The 16,255-nt window shown below is 66.9% G+C and carries 16 protein-coding genes; 13 read left to right on the forward strand and 3 right to left on the reverse strand.

Translation table 11 applies throughout. The features are described 5' to 3' along the window. The first annotated feature begins 62 nt into the window (after positions 1 to 62). The 7 genes from ubiU to ACFPO9_RS11785 are packed head-to-tail and all read left to right on the forward strand — an operon-like array spanning position 63 to position 5,946. Positions 63 to 1,082, forward strand: a complete 1,020-nt coding sequence (ubiU, locus tag ACFPO9_RS11755; RefSeq protein WP_379770860.1) for a ubiquinone anaerobic biosynthesis protein UbiU — start codon at positions 63 to 65, stop codon at positions 1,080 to 1,082. 2 nt (positions 1,083 to 1,084) lie between these two features. Beyond that, complete coding sequence (gene ubiV / locus ACFPO9_RS11760; RefSeq protein WP_379770862.1) at positions 1,085 to 1,972, forward strand: ubiquinone anaerobic biosynthesis protein UbiV; 888 nt, start codon at positions 1,085 to 1,087, stop codon at positions 1,970 to 1,972. A gap of 8 nt (positions 1,973 to 1,980) precedes the next feature. After that, positions 1,981 to 2,472, forward strand: a complete 492-nt coding sequence (gene ubiT / locus ACFPO9_RS11765) for a ubiquinone anaerobic biosynthesis accessory factor UbiT (protein WP_379771022.1) — start codon at positions 1,981 to 1,983, stop codon at positions 2,470 to 2,472. A 13-nt stretch (positions 2,473 to 2,485) separates the two neighbouring features. Then, the gene (locus tag ACFPO9_RS11770) at positions 2,486 to 2,917 is read left to right on the forward strand and encodes a putative zinc-binding protein (RefSeq protein ID WP_379770864.1); all 432 of its coding nucleotides are present in this window, start codon (positions 2,486 to 2,488) and stop codon (positions 2,915 to 2,917) included. Between the two features lie 56 nt (positions 2,918 to 2,973). Continuing rightward, on the forward strand, positions 2,974 to 5,457 hold the full coding sequence (locus tag ACFPO9_RS11775; protein ID WP_379770866.1) for an adenosylcobalamin-dependent ribonucleoside-diphosphate reductase: 2,484 nt from the start codon (positions 2,974 to 2,976) through the stop codon (positions 5,455 to 5,457). A 32-nt stretch (positions 5,458 to 5,489) separates the two neighbouring features. After that, positions 5,490 to 5,738, forward strand: coding sequence for a heavy-metal-associated domain-containing protein (locus ACFPO9_RS11780; protein WP_379770869.1), 249 nt, complete (start codon positions 5,490 to 5,492; stop codon positions 5,736 to 5,738). Next, positions 5,728 to 5,946, forward strand: a complete 219-nt coding sequence (locus tag ACFPO9_RS11785; RefSeq protein WP_379770871.1) for a hypothetical protein — start codon at positions 5,728 to 5,730, stop codon at positions 5,944 to 5,946. The genes ACFPO9_RS11780 and ACFPO9_RS11785 overlap by 11 nt, the downstream gene beginning before the upstream one ends. A gap of 142 nt (positions 5,947 to 6,088) precedes the next feature. Here the strand turns inward: ACFPO9_RS11785 and ACFPO9_RS11790 are convergent, their stop codons facing one another. Both ACFPO9_RS11790 and ACFPO9_RS11795 read right to left on the reverse strand, forming a co-directional pair. After that, the gene (locus ACFPO9_RS11790) at positions 6,089 to 6,253 is read right to left on the reverse strand and encodes a hypothetical protein (protein WP_379770872.1); all 165 of its coding nucleotides are present in this window, start codon (positions 6,251 to 6,253) and stop codon (positions 6,089 to 6,091) included. Next, complete coding sequence (locus ACFPO9_RS11795; RefSeq protein ID WP_379770874.1) at positions 6,243 to 6,494, reverse strand: hypothetical protein; 252 nt, start codon at positions 6,492 to 6,494, stop codon at positions 6,243 to 6,245. Before ACFPO9_RS11795 ends, ACFPO9_RS11790 begins: the two co-directional genes overlap by 11 nt. A gap of 213 nt (positions 6,495 to 6,707) precedes the next feature. On the opposite strand from ACFPO9_RS11795, the gene moaA reads away from it, so the two are divergent. From moaA to ACFPO9_RS11815, 4 genes are read left to right on the forward strand one after another with little or no spacing between them, the layout of a single operon-like run. Continuing rightward, entirely contained in the window at positions 6,708 to 7,682 is a 975-nt protein-coding gene (gene moaA, locus ACFPO9_RS11800) for a GTP 3',8-cyclase MoaA (protein WP_379770876.1), read from the forward strand. A gap of 1 nt (position 7,683) precedes the next feature. Continuing rightward, positions 7,684 to 8,331, forward strand: coding sequence for a carbonic anhydrase (locus ACFPO9_RS11805; protein WP_379770879.1), 648 nt, complete (start codon positions 7,684 to 7,686; stop codon positions 8,329 to 8,331). Further along, positions 8,328 to 10,292 carry a type IV pili methyl-accepting chemotaxis transducer N-terminal domain-containing protein gene (locus ACFPO9_RS11810; protein WP_379770881.1) on the forward strand — a complete coding sequence of 655 codons (1,965 nt, stop codon included), beginning with the start codon at positions 8,328 to 8,330 and terminating at the stop codon, positions 10,290 to 10,292. The genes ACFPO9_RS11805 and ACFPO9_RS11810 overlap by 4 nt, the downstream gene beginning before the upstream one ends. 18 nt (positions 10,293 to 10,310) lie before the next feature. Then, on the forward strand, positions 10,311 to 10,991 hold the full coding sequence (locus ACFPO9_RS11815) for a response regulator (RefSeq protein ID WP_379770883.1): 681 nt from the start codon (positions 10,311 to 10,313) through the stop codon (positions 10,989 to 10,991). Position 10,992: 1 nt separating this feature from the next. Here ACFPO9_RS11815 and ACFPO9_RS11820 read toward each other — a convergent pair whose 3' ends face one another. Next, positions 10,993 to 13,329: a response regulator gene (locus ACFPO9_RS11820; RefSeq protein ID WP_379770886.1), complete on the reverse strand. Its 2,337-nt coding sequence runs from the start codon at positions 13,327 to 13,329 to the stop codon at positions 10,993 to 10,995. A gap of 185 nt (positions 13,330 to 13,514) precedes the next feature. On the opposite strand from ACFPO9_RS11820, the gene ACFPO9_RS11825 reads away from it, so the two are divergent. Together ACFPO9_RS11825 and ACFPO9_RS11830 are read left to right on the forward strand one after the other, a co-directional pair. After that, positions 13,515 to 14,789, forward strand: a complete 1,275-nt coding sequence (locus ACFPO9_RS11825; RefSeq protein WP_379770888.1) for an MFS transporter — start codon at positions 13,515 to 13,517, stop codon at positions 14,787 to 14,789. Between the two features lie 52 nt (positions 14,790 to 14,841). Then, entirely contained in the window at positions 14,842 to 16,206 is a 1,365-nt protein-coding gene (locus ACFPO9_RS11830; RefSeq protein ID WP_379771025.1) for a NarK family nitrate/nitrite MFS transporter, read from the forward strand. Positions 16,207 to 16,255 lie beyond the last annotated feature (49 nt).

Genomic DNA, 16,255 nt, shown 5'->3' on the forward strand with positions numbered 1-16,255 from the left:
GGACGGATGCGGAGCGGGTGCCTATAGTCCTGCCACGACTTACATCGCGCTTCCTACCGACCATGCCATCCACCTCCCCCCATCCATTTGAACTCGTCTGCCCGGCGGGCAGCCTGCCCGCCCTGAAAGCCGCCGTCGACCACGGCGCCGACTGCGTCTATCTCGGCTTTCGCGATGCCACCAACGCCCGCAACTTCGCCGGCCTGAATTTCGGCGAAGCGGCCATCGCCGAAGGCATCCGCTATGCCCAGTCGCGCGGCCGCAAGGTCTTCCTGGCCCTGAACACCTATCCGCAGCCCCAGGGCTGGGACACCTGGCGCAGTGCCATCGACCGCGCAGCCGAACACGGCATCGACGCGGTGATCCTGGCCGACCCCGGCCTCATGGAATACGCCGCCCGGGTCCACCCGCAGCTACGCCTGCACCTGTCGGTACAGGGCTCGGCCACCAGCCACGAGGCGATCGCTTTCTACCACCGCCACTTCGGCATCGCGCGCGCCGTGCTGCCGCGGGTGCTGTCCCTGACCCAGGTGGCGCAGGTGATCGGCAACACGCCGGTCGAGATCGAGGTGTTCGGCTTCGGCAGCCTGTGCGTGATGGTCGAGGGACGCTGCCAGCTGTCCTCGTACGTCACCGGCGAATCGCCGAACACGCACGGCGTCTGCTCGCCGGCCAGGGCGGTGCGCTGGCAGCAGACCCCGAAGGGGCTGGAATCGCGCCTGAACGAGGTGCTGATCGACCGCTACGAAGACGGCGAGCAGGCCGGCTATCCGACCCTGTGCAAGGGCCGCTTCGACGTCGATGGCGAGACCTACTATGCGATCGAGGAGCCGACCAGCCTGAACACGCTGGAAATCCTGCCCCGGCTGGCGGCCCTCGGCGCGCGCGCGATCAAGATCGAGGGGCGGCAGCGCAGCCCGGCCTATGTGGCCCAGGTCACCCGGGTCTGGCGCGAGGCGATCGACAATTGCCTGGCCGAGCGCCAGCGCTATTCGGTCAAGTCGGCCTGGATGGCGGCGCTGGACAAGCTTGCCGAAGGCCAGCAGCACACGCTGGGAGCCTACCACCGTCCGTGGAAATGAACATGAAAATCGCTCTGGGACCCCTGCAGTACTACTGGCCGCGCGACACGGTCTTTTCTTTCTACGACACGATGGCGCAGGCGCCGGTCGATATCGTCTACCTCGGCGAGACGGTATGCTCGCGCCGCCACGAACTGCGCCTCGCCGACTGGCTGGCCGTGGCCGAGCGCCTGGCCGCGGGCGGCAAGCAGGTGGTGCTGTCGACCCAGGTGCTGATCGAATCCGGCGCCGAGCTCGGCTCCCTGCGCCGTATCGCCGACAACGGCCGCTTCCTGGTCGAGGTCAACGACATGAGCGCGGTCGCCTGCATGGAAGGACGGCCCTTCGTCGCCGGGCCGCACCTGAACATGTACAACGTCCCCTCGCTGGCGCTGCTGGCAAGGGCCGGCGCTACGCGCTGGGTCGCGCCATTCGAGATGTCTGCCGAGAGCCTCGCGGCCATGCGCGCCGCCCTGCCCGGCGGCCTGGAAACCGAGGTGTTCGCCTTTGGCCGCATGCCGCTGGCGTTTTCGGCGCGCTGCTTCACCGCCCGCCAGCAGAACCTGCCGAAGGACGATTGCCGCTTCAGCTGCCTCGTCCATCCGGACGGCCTGCTGATGGAAACCCGGGAACGCCAGCCCTTCCTGGTGCTGAACGGGATCCAGACCCAGTCGGCCATGGTCTGCAACCTGGCCGGGGAACTTGACGCCATGCGCCGCATGGGGGTCGACGTCATCCGCCTCAGCCCGCAGTCGGCGCACATGGCCGAGATCACCGGCCTGTTCCATGCCGTGCTGTCGGGCAAACTGTCGGGCGCGGATGCGCAGGCGTGCATGGCGCCGCTGCTGCCCGCCCAGGCCTGCAACGGATTCTGGCACGGCAAACCGGGCATGGCGCAGGAGGCAGCATGAGCGGCCACATGAGCGCCCAGCCTGCGCGCCGCCTGCCGTCCGCGGTGGCGCATCTGCTGTCGCGGCTGCCGGCCAGGCCTGGGTCGCGCGCCTTCGCCCACGCGCTGAATGCCTTGCTGGCAGCGCAGCTCGACAGCGACACCCGCCAGGCACTCGAAGGCCGGCGCCTGCGCCTGGCGGTGGCCGACGCCGGCCTGGCCTTCGACTTCCGCTGGCGCGGCAAGGCCTTCGAGGCGCTGGCACCGGGCGCCGCGGCCGACCTCGTGATCATGGCCACCCTGCACGACCTGGCCCTTCTGGCCGCCCGCAAGGAAGACCCGGACACGCTGTTCTTCGGCCGGCGCCTGGTGATGGAAGGCGACACCGAGCTGGGCCTGTTGATCAAGAACACCCTCGACGCACTCGACGGCACGCCCTTCGACCCCGCGCGCCTGCATCCTGCCCGCGTTCTGGAACGCCTGCGCCTCCGCCTGCGCCGTCCCGGACACGCCCCATCCTGACTGGAGAACCCCCATGGGCAAAGACCGCACCGTTTTCCCTCTCGTGTATTCCTGCTCCGGCTGCTCCAGCGCGGCGCAGATGGCCAACCACATCGCCCTCGAGCTGGACCGCCGCGAAGTGGCGGAGATGTCCTGCATCGCCGGCGTCGGCGGCGACGTGCCCTCGCTGGTCAAGCTCGCGAAGTCCGGGCGGCCGGTAGTCGCAATCGACGGCTGTCCATTGGAATGCGCACGCAACTGTCTGGCCCGGCACGGCGTGGCGCCCGACCTGCACTGGCAGCTGGCCGAGCACGGCGTCCGCAAGCGCTACCACGCCGCCTATGACCCCGACCAGGCGGCCGCGCTCGCGCAGCAGGTCGCGCAAGAGGTCGCCGCGCATGCCACGCGCACGGCTTGCGCTTTGCTTCAACCAGTTCAAGGCGCGCACGGCGCCGACGGTGGATAGTGGGCGACACCAGCAACACTCACCGATCCGCTCGGATCTTACATACAGCAAGAACGATGAACGCGAACGAAAAACTAATCAGCACGCGGATGCCGCCCCAGGAAGTGTCGGTGGACGTCCTGCGCGAGAAGTACGCGAAAGACGGCGAGACCAGCATCGCCGAGGTGCGCGCGCGCGTGGCGCGCGCCCTCGCCGCCTGCGAGGCGGAACCGCTGCGCCTCGACATGGAGCAGCGCTTCCTGTGGGCCCAGGACCACGGTTTCGTTCCGGCCGGCCGCATCAACTCCGCCGCCGGCATGGGCATGAAGGCGACCTTGATGAACTGCTTCGTGCAGCCAGTCGGCGACGCCATCAGCGGCAGCCATGACGGCCTGCCGGGCATCTACGCGGCGGTGGCCGAGGCCGCCGAGACCATGCGGCGCGGCGGCGGCGTCGGCTACGACTTCAGCGCGATCCGGCCGGCCGGCAGCCTGGTCAAGGGCACGCAGTCGCGCGCGTCCGGCCCGGTCTCGTATATGGAGGTGTTCGACGCTTCCTGCCGAACGGTGGAATCGGCCGGCGCGCGCCGCGGCGCGCAGATGGGCGTGCTGAGGATCGACCATCCCGACATCGAGCGCTTCATCGCCGCCAAGGACGGCGGCGCCTTCAGCAATTTCAACCTCTCGATCGGCGTGACCGACGCCTTCATGGCAGCAGTTGTCGAAGACGCCGAGGTCGAACTCGCGCATCCGGCCGAACCGGCGCCCGAAGACGTGGCGGCCGGGGCCCATCAGCGCGCGGACGGCTGGTGGGTCTACCGCCGGGTGGAGGCGCGCACCCTCTGGGACAAGGTGATGCATTCGACCTACGACCACGCCGAGCCGGGCGTGCTGTTCATCGACCGCATCAACGCCGAGAACAACCTCCACTATTGCGAGCGCCTGGCCGCCACCAACCCGTGCGGCGAACAGCCGCTGCCGCCCTACGGCTGCTGCGACCTCGGCTCGCTCGACTTGACCCGCTTCGTACGCGCTCCGTTCACGACCGATGCGCGCTTCGATTTCGATGCCTTCCGTGAAGTCGCGGCGATCGGCGTGCGCATGCTCGACCTGGCGCTCGATGCCACCGAATGGCCGCTGCCGCAGCAGGCCGCCGAAGGCCAGGGCAAGCGCCGCGTCGGCCTCGGCTTCCTGGGCCTGGGCAGTGCGCTGGTGATGCTGGGCCTGCGCTACGACGCCGACGACGGCCGCGCGCTGGCCGCGCGCATCGCCCGCGAACTGCGCGATACCGCCTACGCCGCTTCGGTGGCGCTGGCCCAGGAAAAAGGCGCGTTCCCGCTGTTCGACGCCGGAGCCTACCTGGCCGGCCAGTTCGTGCAGCGCCTGCCGGACGAGCTGCGCGAGGCGATTACCCGGCACGGCATCCGCAACTCGCACCTGCTGTCGATCGCCCCGACCGGCACCATCTCGCTGGCCTTCGCCGACAATGCCTCGAACGGGATCGAACCGGCATTCTCCTGGACCTACCAGCGCAAGAAGCGCATGCCGGACGACAGCACCCGCGTGTACGAGGTGGCCGACCATGCATGGCGCCTGTACCGCGACCTGGGCCACGACGTCGCCGGCGAGGCGGCGCTGCCGCCGCAGTTCGTAACCGCGCTGCAGATGTCGGCGCACGACCATCTGCGCATGATGGAAGCGGTCCAGCCCTACGTCGACACGGCGATCTCGAAAACCGTCAACGTACCCGCCGACTATCCGTACGACGACTTCAGGGACCTCTACCTCGACGCCTGGCGGGCCGGCCTGAAAGGCCTGGCGACCTACCGTCCGAACAGCGTCACCGGCAGCGTACTGAGCGTCGCACCGGAGCAGGCACCGGCAGCGCCACCTATCCGCGCCACGGACGTCGACCCGTTGCGCAAGCGCTTCGACAGCCGCCCGCTCGGCGAGCTCGAATCCGTCACTTCGAAGGTCGAGTACAGCACCCAGGACGGCAAGAAGGCACTCTACCTGACGGTCAGCTTCATCCGCGCGCAGGGTGTGCTGGACGGCTGCCCGGTCGAGATCGAGCGCCCCTTCGAATTCTTCATGCCGGCCAACCAGCGCAACGAAGGCCACCAGTGGATCACCTCGACCATGCGCCTGCTGTCGCTGGCGGCGCGCGCCGGCAGCTCGATCGCGAAGGCGCTGGCGGACATGCGCGAAGTGGTCTGGGAAAAGGGACCGGTGCGCTGCGGCCACCTGACCCGTGGCGACGGCGTGCAGGTGCCGGTCTACCACGATTCGGAAGTCGCCGCGATTGCCTTCATGCTGCAGCGGATGCTGATCGGGCGCGGCTTCCTAGACGCCCATGGCAACCAGGTGCCGCCCGAGCAGCTGGACCGTGAACTGGCGGCCCGCGCGGGCGGCCAGGCGCGCCGGCCGCCGCCGGCGGCGGCCACGGCGCTTGCGCAGCGGCCGTTCGAGCGCCAGTGCCCCGAATGCGGCGCGCGCGCACTCACCAGGGTAGACGGCTGCACGCGCTGCACCGAATGCCATTACATCGGGGCCTGCGGCTGAGCGGCCCCTCGATTCCATAGAAAGGAAATATCATGCAACAACGCTTTCAACTGTCGACTCCTCTCGCCTTCGCGGACGTTGAGCGCATCACCAGCACGCTGTGCGTCCTGCCGGGTGTACAAGGCATCGACATGGCGCCGGGCAGCCGCCAGATCCAGGTGGCCTTCGACGAAACCCTGACCTCGCCGCAGGCCATCGTGGATGCCGCGGCGCAGGCCGGCTACGGCGACATGCGCGGCGCGCCGGCTGGCGGCTGCTGTGGAGGCTGCTGTGGCAGCTGAGCCATTCCTCCAGAAAGGCGCTCGCGCCCAAAAGCATGCCCGTGACGCGGTCCAGCTGGCGATCCCGATGGCGGTCACGCTGGCCCTGTTTTACGCCGGCGACCTCGGCCTGATCCCTTCTTCCGGGCCGCTGGCCTGGATCGCCGCATGTTGCGCCGCGCTGCTCATGGGGACCGCACTGGTCGGCATGGACACCTCGCATCAATGACAATCCCATTCTTGCCATGCCAGGATCAGCTGTCCGGTGTCCTTCAATTTGAAGATGCGAATCGTATCGTTCGGTGTAGTGGCCTGAACCTGCAGGGCGGCATTCTGGTGCGTAACGCTGTCCATTTGGCTCGCCGCAATGTTCACCTGTTCGATGCCGGCGCGCGCTGCTCCGCGCTGGCGCTGGTGATCTCGACCATGATGCCGGCGACCTGCTGCACGCCGGCCAGCACCTGACCAATGGTGTCGCCGGCATGCCCGGCCAGCCGAGCGCCGTCCGCGATCTTTAGCGTCGAGTCAAGAATCAATGCCTTGATTTCCTTGGCCGCTTTCGGCGGCGCGGCACTTCTGCAACTGGTTCACGGCGCGGACGCTGTCCTGGAGCAGGTCCAGGCGCGGCAAGGTTTCCGCCAGCACCAGGGCACGTGCTTCGCCCTCCTTGCCGATCTCTGCCTTGTTGCTGGCGATCTTGTCGTGGATATTGTTCCGGTATGCCTCGTCCGGTGCAAGGAAGAGTTCCAGCGTCCGGCGCGCGTTGGCACGCGTCATGGTGTCGATCGTGCTGGCAGCCTTCGCCTTGGCCTATTCTTTATCAGACCTTATTGCGGCAACAATTGCCTTACGAAAACTAGCTTTGCCGATGCCCGTCGCACCTCGGGAATACGCCGAAGTGACTAGCCTGTGTCGTCCCTCCTGCCGACTCTCATGCAACCGATGCTTCCGTAGAATGCCAGCTGTTCTCACCCTCATTTGGAGCACCGCATGCTGCGCGACCGCTTTGGCCGAACGATCGAATATCTGCGCCTGTCCGTGACCGACCGCTGCGACCTGCGCTGCACGTATTGCATTCCGACCGGCTTTAAGGGATTCGAGGAACCCGAACACTGGCTGCGCTTCGACGAGATCGAGCGCCTGGTGCGGGCCTTCGCCCGCCTGGGCACCCGACGGGTGCGCCTGACTGGCGGCGAGCCGCTATTGCGCCGCAACGTCACCACGCTTGCCGGGCGCCTGGCCGCGATCGACGGCATCGCCGACCTCTCGATGTCGACCAACGCCACCCAGCTGGGGCGCCACGCGGAGGCGCTGCGGCGTGCCGGCCTCGGCCGCATCAACGTCAGCCTCGACACCCTGGATCGCGCCTGCATGCAAAGCATCACGGGCCGCGACAGCTACCAGCAGATCATGGCCGGCATCATGGCGGGCAAGGAAGCCGGTTTCGATCCGATCAAGATCAACATGGTCGCCATGCGCGGCGTGAACGACGGCGAAATCGAGCGCATGGCCGAGTTCTGCATCGAGAACGCTTTCGTGCTGCGCCTGATCGAGGTGATGCCGATGGGTGAGACCGGACGGAACACCGCCTACCTCGACCTGCGCGAAGTGCAGGCGAGGCTGACGAAAAGGTTCGATCTCGTGCCGCAGGCGCTCGAACTGGGAGGCGGCCCGGCGCGCTACCTGGCCACGCGCGACGGCAGGAGCAGCATCGGCTTCATCACCCCCATGTCGCAGCACTTCTGCGCCACCTGCAACCGGGTGCGCCTGTCGGTGGACGGCACCCTCTACCTGTGCCTCGGCCAGGAAGAGAAGTTCGAGTTCCGCCCGCTGCTGCGCGGCGGCGCCAGCGACGCCGAGCTCGAAGCGGCGATCCGCGCGGCGATCGAGCTCAAGCCCCAACAGCACGATTTCACGGCGCGGCCCGAAAAGATCGTGCGCTTCATGGCCCAGACCGGAGGCTGACGTGCAGGACATCGAACGCTTCATCCGCGGCTTCGGCCGCTTCCAACAGCAATACCTGAGCGAGCCCTCGGCGCGCGACAGCCTGCGCAGCGGCCAGCACCCTGCCACACTGGTGATCGGCTGCTGCGACTCGCGCGTCGATCCGGCCCTGCTGACGGGCTGCGATCCGGGCGACATCTTCGTGGTCCGTAACATCGCCAACCTGGTGCCGCCATGCACCCCGGACGCGTCGCCGGGGGTAACCTCGGCCATCGAGTTCGCGGTCTGCGCCCTGGAAGTGGCGCGTATCGTGGTGCTGGGTCATGCCCGTTGCGGCGGCATCCGCGCCCTGATGCAGGGCGGCCGCGTGACCGAGGAAACCGATTTCGTCGCGCGCTGGATGCAGGTTGCCGAACCGGTGCGCGAACAGGTGCTGCGCGCCCTGCCGGACAAGCACGAGGAAGGCCGCTGCCGCGCCGCCGAACAGGCCAGCATCCTGCATTCGCTGGACAACCTGATGAGCTACCCGTGGATCCGTCGCCGTGTGGAGGATGGCAAGCTGGCCTTGCACGGGTGGTACTTCGACATCGAAAGCGGTTCCCTGCTTGCCTACTCGCCCCGCAAGCAGGAGTTCCTGAACCTGGTGCAGCCGCTGGACGCCGCCGCATGAGTGCCGCTCCCGCCGCGGCCGCCGCCTATCCGCCCATTCCGGGTCATCTGCGCCTGTCGAGCCGCATCGCCGGCGCCCTGGTCGGATTCCTGCTGCTGGCACTGGCGGCAATCGGCGCCACCTTGTGGCTGTCGTGGCAGCTCGAAGGCGCAGGAGCGGCCATCAACGAAACCGGTAGCCTGCGCAAGCAGGAATACCGGCTCGCCATGCTGCTGGGGCGCGACGTGCATACGCCAGGCGCCGGCTTCGACAGCGCCGCGCGCGCCCAGGTTGCCTCCATCGACGCCACGCTGGCGCTGGTCGCGCAAGGCGACCCGCAGCGCCCGCTCGGACTGCCGCCCACCGCCACAATCCGCGACAGCTTCGCCGCCCTGGCGGAACAGTGGCTGCGCGACGTGCGTCCGCTGGCGCTGCGCGTACTCGACGCGCGCGGCGAGCAGCGCGTGCTTACGCTGCGGCGCTTCCTCAGCGAAGCCGACCCCTATGTCGACCGGATCGACACCATCGTGCGCCTGATCGAAAGCGACAACGAAGTGCGCACTTTCTGGCTGCGTTCCTCGCAGCTGGCGCTGATGGCGCTGGGTGTTGGCGGCACCGTGGCCCTGGTCTATCTGATGTTCAGCCTGATCGTGCGCCCGGTCGAACGCCTGCACGCCGGCATGCGCAGCATGGCCGACGCCGATTTCGGCGTGCGCCTCGAAGTCGATAGCAAGGACGAGTTCGGGCAGCTCGCCACCGGTTTCAATCAGATGGCCGACCGCCTCGAGCGCGTCTACGGCAGCCTCGAGGAAAAGGTCAGGGAAAAGACGGCCGCGCTCGAGGATCAGAACCGCGAACTGGCGCTGCTCTACGACAGCGCCGCCTTCCTGCAGGCGCGTCAGACGCTGGAACCGATGTGCGAGGGGTTTCTCGAACGGATACTGCAATACTTCGGGGCAGACGGCGGCTCGGTGCGTCTGGTCGAAGCCGGCAACGAGAAAGTCCATCTGGTGGCCCAGCAAGGCCTGCCCGAAGAGATGGTCGAGGCCGAGCGCTGTATGCCCCTCGGCGATTGCCTTTGCGGCGAGGCAGCGCTCGAGCAGCAGCCGGTGGTGCATTGGCTGCATGCGATGCCGGATGCAGCCCGTACGCCCTGCGCTCGCAGCGGCTTCGGCACCGTGTCGGCGTTCCAGATCTTCGACCAGGACCAGCACCTGGGCGTATTCACCCTGCACTTCCGAAGCGAGCGGCGCTTCCGCGACCAGGAACAGGCGCTGCTCGACACCCTCGGCCGCCTGCTCGGCACGGCGATCGAAAACCTGCGCCTGGCGGCCCGCGAACGCGAAATGGCCATCTCGGAAGAGCGGAACATGGTCGCCCGCGGCCTGCACGACAGCATTGCCCAGGGCCTGAACTTCCTCAACCTGCAGGTGCAGATGCTGGACGACTCGCTGCGCCACGGCCAGCAGCAGGAAGCGGCGGAGATCGTCCCCGCCCTGCGCGCCGGCGTCAAGGAAAGTTACGAGGATGTGCGCGAACTGCTGCAGAATTTCCGCAGCCGCCTGGAAGAGGACGATCTCAATAGCGCGCTGCGGAAGGCGGTGCGCAAGTTCCGCGACCAGACCGGCATCGACGCCGGTTTTTCCGCCGAGGGCGCGGGCAGCCTGCCGTTTTCTCGCGAGGAGCAGTTGCAGATCCTGTTCATTGTCCAGGAAGCGCTCTCCAATATCCGCAAGCACGCGCAGGCCGACCATGTCAGCGTACGCGTGGTCGACGGACAAGACTTTTCCTTATCGATCAGCGATAATGGCGTCGGCTTCGATTCCAGCGCCGAGTCCGATGACGGTGACCGCCGGGTTGGCTTGCACATCATGCAAGAACGGGCCGAGCATATCAAGGCCGAGCTGGGCATCGAATCGCGGCTTGGCGCCGGCACCACCATCCGCCTGCATGTTGCGAGGGAGCAGCGGCGAGCGGCCTGAGCATGAATGGAGTAACACATGGACGCCTCAACCGACACGATCAGTGTCCTGCTGGTCGACGACCACACGCTGTTCCGCAGCGGCGTACGATCGTTGCTGCAGCGCAACCCACGTTTCACCGTGGTCGGCGAAGCCTCGGACGGCGTGGACGGGGTCAAGCGGGCCATGCAGCTGAAACCGGACGTCATCCTGCTCGACCTCCACATGCCCGGCATGACGGGCGTTGAAACACTACAGCTGATCCTGCAGGGCTGGCCGGAGGCCGCGATCATCATGCTGACCGTGTCCGAGGAAGGCGAAGACCTCGCCAGCGCCCTGCAGGCCGGCGCACGCGGCTACCTGATCAAGAACATCGACGCCGACTACCTGGTCCGCGCAATAGAGCGCGCCGCCGCCGGCGAATCGGTGCTGGCGGAATCGATGACCGCCAAGCTGGTCGCCGAGCTGCAGAAGCAGCGTGAACCCAAGGCGCCTGCCCCGCCTTCCGAACTCGACAAGCTTACCCCGCGCGAGCGCGAGATCCTGGCCTGCCTGGCGCGGGGCGAAAGCAACAAGCTGATTGCCCGCGTGCTCGACCTGGCCGAGAGCACGGTCAAGATCCACGTCCAGAACATCCTCAAGAAGCTGGGCCTGTCCAGCCGCGTCCAGGCCGCCGTGTTTGCCGTCGAGCAGGGTCTGACCGGCGGTTCCGACCGGTAAGTCACACGGATCGCAATCCCAGCAACGCGGCCTGGGTTTCGTCGTAGGCCCGCGTCAAGTCCGCCAGCTGCTCCTGGGCGCCGTCGAAAGTCTGCCCCTTTCCCATCAGCTCCAGATTGGTGCATGGCAGCCGCATTCGGTTGGCGCCGACGAAGGCGATGCTCGAGCGCAGGTAGTGCGCGGTCGAGGCCAGCAGCTGGCCGTCCTGCTCGCGCACCGCATGAGCCAGCTTGTGCAGCAGCTGCGGCACTTCGCCGACGAAGGACGCGATCACTTCGTCCAGCAGCGAGGCCTCGTCGTCGATTGCGCGCAGTTGCTCGATGCGGGCCGGATCGAGCAACTCCTCGTCGCGCCTGCGCGCAGCCACGTTCGCCGTGGCGGCGGCCAGTGCCTTTTCCAGCACATCCAATTCGATCGGCTTCGGCACATAGTCGTTCATGCCCGCATCCAGGCAACGTTCGCGGTCGCCCGGCATGGCGTTCGCGGTCATGGCGATGATCCAGGGCGCGTTCGCGCCCTGGAAACGCCGGCGCAGCCGGCGCGTGGCTTCAAGCCCGTCCATTTCCGGCATCTGCATGTCCATCAGGATGACCTGGTAGTCCTGGCGCTCGAGCGCATCGACCGCCTCCAGTCCGTTGGCTACCACATCGGCGCGGTAGCCGAGGTGGCGCAACAGCTGCCGAATGACCTTCTGGTTGATCGTATTGTCTTCCGCGACGAGGATGCTCAGGGAGCTGGCCGGCACAGCCGCCTCCCTGGCCGCGGGCAGAGCACGAGGCGCCGCAGACTTGCGCTCGCCCAGCACCTGCTGCAGGGCCTCGAGCAGGGCCGCCGGCTTGATCGGCTTGTTCAGCCAGGCCGAGAAGGCGCCCATCTCCCTGGCGTCGCCGGCCTTGTGCTGGCGCTGGCCCACCGAGGTCAGCAGCACCAGCGGCAGGGCCTCGCGGTCGCGGTGCTTGCGCAGCTCGGCCGCGAGACGGGCGCCGTCCATGTCGGGCATCTGCATGTCGAGCACGGCGACATCGAAGGGATGACCGTCGCGCACCAGGTCGATGGCCTCGACCGCCGACGCCGCGGCCAGCGGTTCCATGCCCCACAGCAGTGCCTGCTTCATCAGGATGCGGCGGTTGGTGGCGTTGTCGTCGACGATCAGGATACGCCGCCCGCGTACCGTCGCCGCGCGGTCGCGCAGCACGTTCTCGGCCAGTTGCTCGTCGAAGGCGTCGGCCAGCACCGTGAGCGTGAAGGTCGAGCCGCGCCCGACCTCGCTCTCCAGCGTGAGGCCGCCGCCCATCATCTCGGCCAGGCGCCGGCTGATGGTCAGGCCCAGGCCGGTGCCGCCATATTTGCGGGTGGTCGAGGCGTCGACCTGGGTGAAGGACGAGAAAACGTCCTCCTGCCGGTGCGGCGGGATACCGATACCGGTATCCCGCACCGCGAAGGCCATCCGGCAGCCGCCGCCCTCCTGCGCCTCCGCGGACACCGTGACCACGACCTCGCCGTGGTGGGTGAACTTGATCGCATTCGACAACAGGTTGACCAGCACCTGGCGCAGCCTGGTGGCGTCTGCCAGGATGGTGGCGGGCACGCCCGGTTCGATCATGTAGGCCAGGTCCAGGTTCTTTTCGCTGGCGTTCGTGGCCAGCAGGTCGAGCGCCTCCTCGACGCAGCGCCGTACTTCGAAGGCATGGCGTTCGAGATCGAGGCGCCCCACCTCCAGCTTGGAATAGTCGAGCAGGTCGTTGATGATGGCCAGCAGCGACTCGCCGCTGGCGCGAATAGTTTCCGTGTAGTCGCGCTGCTCGTCGTCGATGCCGGTGTGCAGCAGCAGGCTGGTCATGCCGATCACGGCGTTCAGCGGCGTGCGGATTTCATGGCTCATGTTGGCCAGGAACATGCTCTTGGCCTGCATCGCCGCTTCCGCCTTTTCCTTGGCCAGTTCGAGTTCGCGCTCATAAGCTTTGCGCTCCGAAATGTCCTGCAGGATCGCGGTGAGGATGCGCCGGCCGCCGGCCGCCGACTTCGAGATCGTGGCTTCGGCCGGGAACTCGGTGCCGTCCTTGCGCAGCGCGAAGATGGTGCCGCGCTCGCCCATTCTCCTGGCGGCGCGCTGGCCATGCTCGAAAGAGGCCATGCGCTCGTCGTGCCCTGGTCGGAAACGCGGCGGCAGCAGCAGCGCCAGATCCTTGCCGATCGCCTCGGCGGCGCTCCAGCCGAATACCCGCTCCGCACCTTGGTTGAAGAAGATGATGCGATGCTGCTCGTCGGTGCAGACCACGGCGTTCTCGGCGATGTCGATGATGCTGCTCAGCTGTTCCGGGCTCAGGGGATGGTGCATGCGGTCGGGTCCGTACGAAGGTAAAGAGCCGCCATCCTACGCCTTTGTGACTAGCCCCGCTAGCCCATCCGCCGGACGTGCCTAGGTCTATTGCCCTCTCGAAAACACTCCTCCGGCCAATAGTTGGGCGCACAGCCCATGCGTAAGCTTGCATCTATCGAGAAGTGCATCCCAAGGAGGAAAAAATGAGCACCGATAGAAGGCCGCTTGCGGTCCTGGTCAGCAGTACATTCGCGTTCACGATGTGCTTTGCGATCTGGATGATGTTCGCGGTGCTGGGCATTCCCATCAAGGCCAAACTGGGCTTGAACGAGACCGAGTTCGGGCTGCTGGTCGCCACCCCGGTCCTGAGCGGCGCGCTGGTGCGGGTCCCACTCGGCATCTGGACCGACCGCTTTGGCGGACGCATCGTGTTCTTCACGCTGATGCTGGCCTGCGCGCTGCCTATCTGGCTGATCAGCTACGCCACCGCATACTGGCATTTCCTGGTGCTGGGGCTGTTCGTCGGCCTGGCCGGCGGCTCCTTCTCCGTCGGCACACCGTATGTCGCGCGCTGGTTCGGCAAGGAGCGCCGCGGCTTCGCGATGGGCGTGTTCGGCGCCGGCAACTCCGGCTCGGCACTGACCAAGTTCGTTGCCCCAGCCATCATCGCCGCCGCCGGCTGGCAGGCCCTGCCCAAGGTGTACGCCCTGGTGATGATCGCGACCGCCCTGCTGTTCTGGTTCGGTTCGTATTCCGACCCGTCGCACAAGGCCCCTTCGGGCGAAAGCTTCGCCCAGCAGATGCGGATACTGAAGGATCCGCGGGTATGGCGCTACTGCCAGTACTACTCGGTCGTGTTCGGCGGCTACGTCGCCCTGGCCCTGTGGATGACCAAGTACTACGTCGGCGAGTACGGCTACGACCTCAAGCTGGCCGCCCTGCTGGCCGCCTGCTTCTCGCTGCCCGGCGGTGTGCTGCGAGCCCTCGGCGGCTGGATATCCGACAAGCATGGCGCCTACAAGGTCACCTGGGCCGTCATGTGGGTATGCTGGGTATGCTTCTTTATCCTGTCCTACCCGCAGACCACGATGAGCGTCAAGACCGTGGGTGGCGCCATGGACCTGCACGTCGGGCTGGGCCCGGTGGCTTTTACCGCCCTGCTGTTCGTGGTCGGCGTCGCCATGGCGATCGGCAAGGCCTCGGTGTTCCGCTTCATCGCCGATGACTTCAGCGACAACATCGGCGCCGTCTCGGGCGTGGTCGGCCTGGCCGGCGGCCTGGGCGGCTTCATCCTGCCAATCATGTTCGGCGCCATCGTCGATCTGACCGGCATCCGTTCCAGCTCCTTCATGCTGCTGTACGGCACTGTCTGCGTCTCGCTGGTTTGGATGCACTTCTCGTTCAAGCCCGGCCGCAGCGCGCCCGCCGCCGGCGCCGGCAACACCGTCCCGGCCGCGCCCCTGCGCAAGGCCGCCTGATCCACCGGATACGACAACCAACCCTCACACAGGAGAAATCGTGAGCAAATACATGATATCGACCTGGGAACCCGAAGTTCCCAGTTTCTGGCAAAGCCGTGGCAAGCCGACCGCCAACCGCAATCTCTGGATATCGATCCCGGCGCTGATGCTGGCCTTCGCGATCTGGATGGTATGGAGTGTGGTCGTGGTCAACCTGCCGAGCATCGGCTTCAAGTACAGCACCAACCAGCTGTTCTGGCTGGCGGCGGTGCCGGGACTGTCCGGCGCCACCTTGCGCATCTTCTATTCCTTTATGGTGCCGATCTTCGGGGGCCGCAAGTGGACCGCCATCTCCACCGCCTCGCTGCTGATCCCGGCGCTGGGCATCGGTTTCGCCGTGCAGGATCCGCACACCAGCTACCCGACCATGCTGGTGCTGTCCCTGCTGTGCGGCTTCGGAGGCGGCAATTTCGCCTCCTCGATGGCCAACATCAGCTTCTTCTACCCGAAGGCGCAGAAGGGCTACGCCCTCGGCATGAACGCGGGCCTAGGCAACCTCGGCGTGTCGGCCGTGCAGTTCGTGGTGCCGCTGGTGATCACCGCGGCCGTGTTCGGCGGCGAGCCGCAAACCTGGGTCAAGGCGGCCCAGACCAAGCAGGTGTGGCTGCAGAACGCCGGCTTCATCTGGGTGCCCTTCATCGTGGTCTCGACGCTGGCGGCCTGGTTCGGCATGAACGACCTGGCCTCGGCCAAGGCCTCCTTCGCCGAGCAGGCTGTCATCTTCAAGCGCAAGCATAACTGGCTGATGTGCTGGCTCTACGTCGGGACCTTCGGTTCCTTCATCGGCTATTCGGCAGCATTCCCGCTGCTGACCAGCACTCTTTTCCCGCAGGTGAATCCGCTGCAGTACGCCTTCGTCGGCCCGCTGGTAAGCGCCCTGGCGCGCGTGGCCGGCGGTTATGTCGCCGACAAGCTGGGAGGCGCCCGCGTCACCGTCTGGACCTTCGTCGCCATGATCGCTGCCGTGCTGGGCGTGCTGCACTTCCTGCCGCACGACGGTAACCCGGGCAACTTCATGGGCTTCTTCGGCATGTTCCTTCTGCTGTTCGCCTGCACCGGTGTCGGCAACGCCTCGACCTTCCGCATGATCCCGGTCATCTTCATGACCCTGCACCAGCGCGCCGCCAGCAAACAGACGGAAGCCGTGAAGGCTCAGGCCGTCGTCAACGCCAACAAGGAAGCCGCCGCCGTGCTGGGCTTCACCTCGGCAATCGCCGCCTATGGCGCCTTCTTCATCCCGAAGAGCTACGGCACTTCGATCGCCCTGACCGGCAGCGCCGACGCCGCACTGTGGTGCTTCATCGGCTTCTACGTGAGCTGCATCGCCGTGACCTGGTGGTTCTACGCCCGCAAGGGTGCCGACATGCCGTGCTGACGGTCTAACCGTTCGCCCTTGGCACACGGCCGCCGCGAGGGCAACCTGC

This window comes from Massilia aerilata (assembly GCF_042656905.1).
Lineage (GTDB): Bacteria > Pseudomonadota > Gammaproteobacteria > Burkholderiales > Burkholderiaceae_D > Telluria > Telluria aerilata.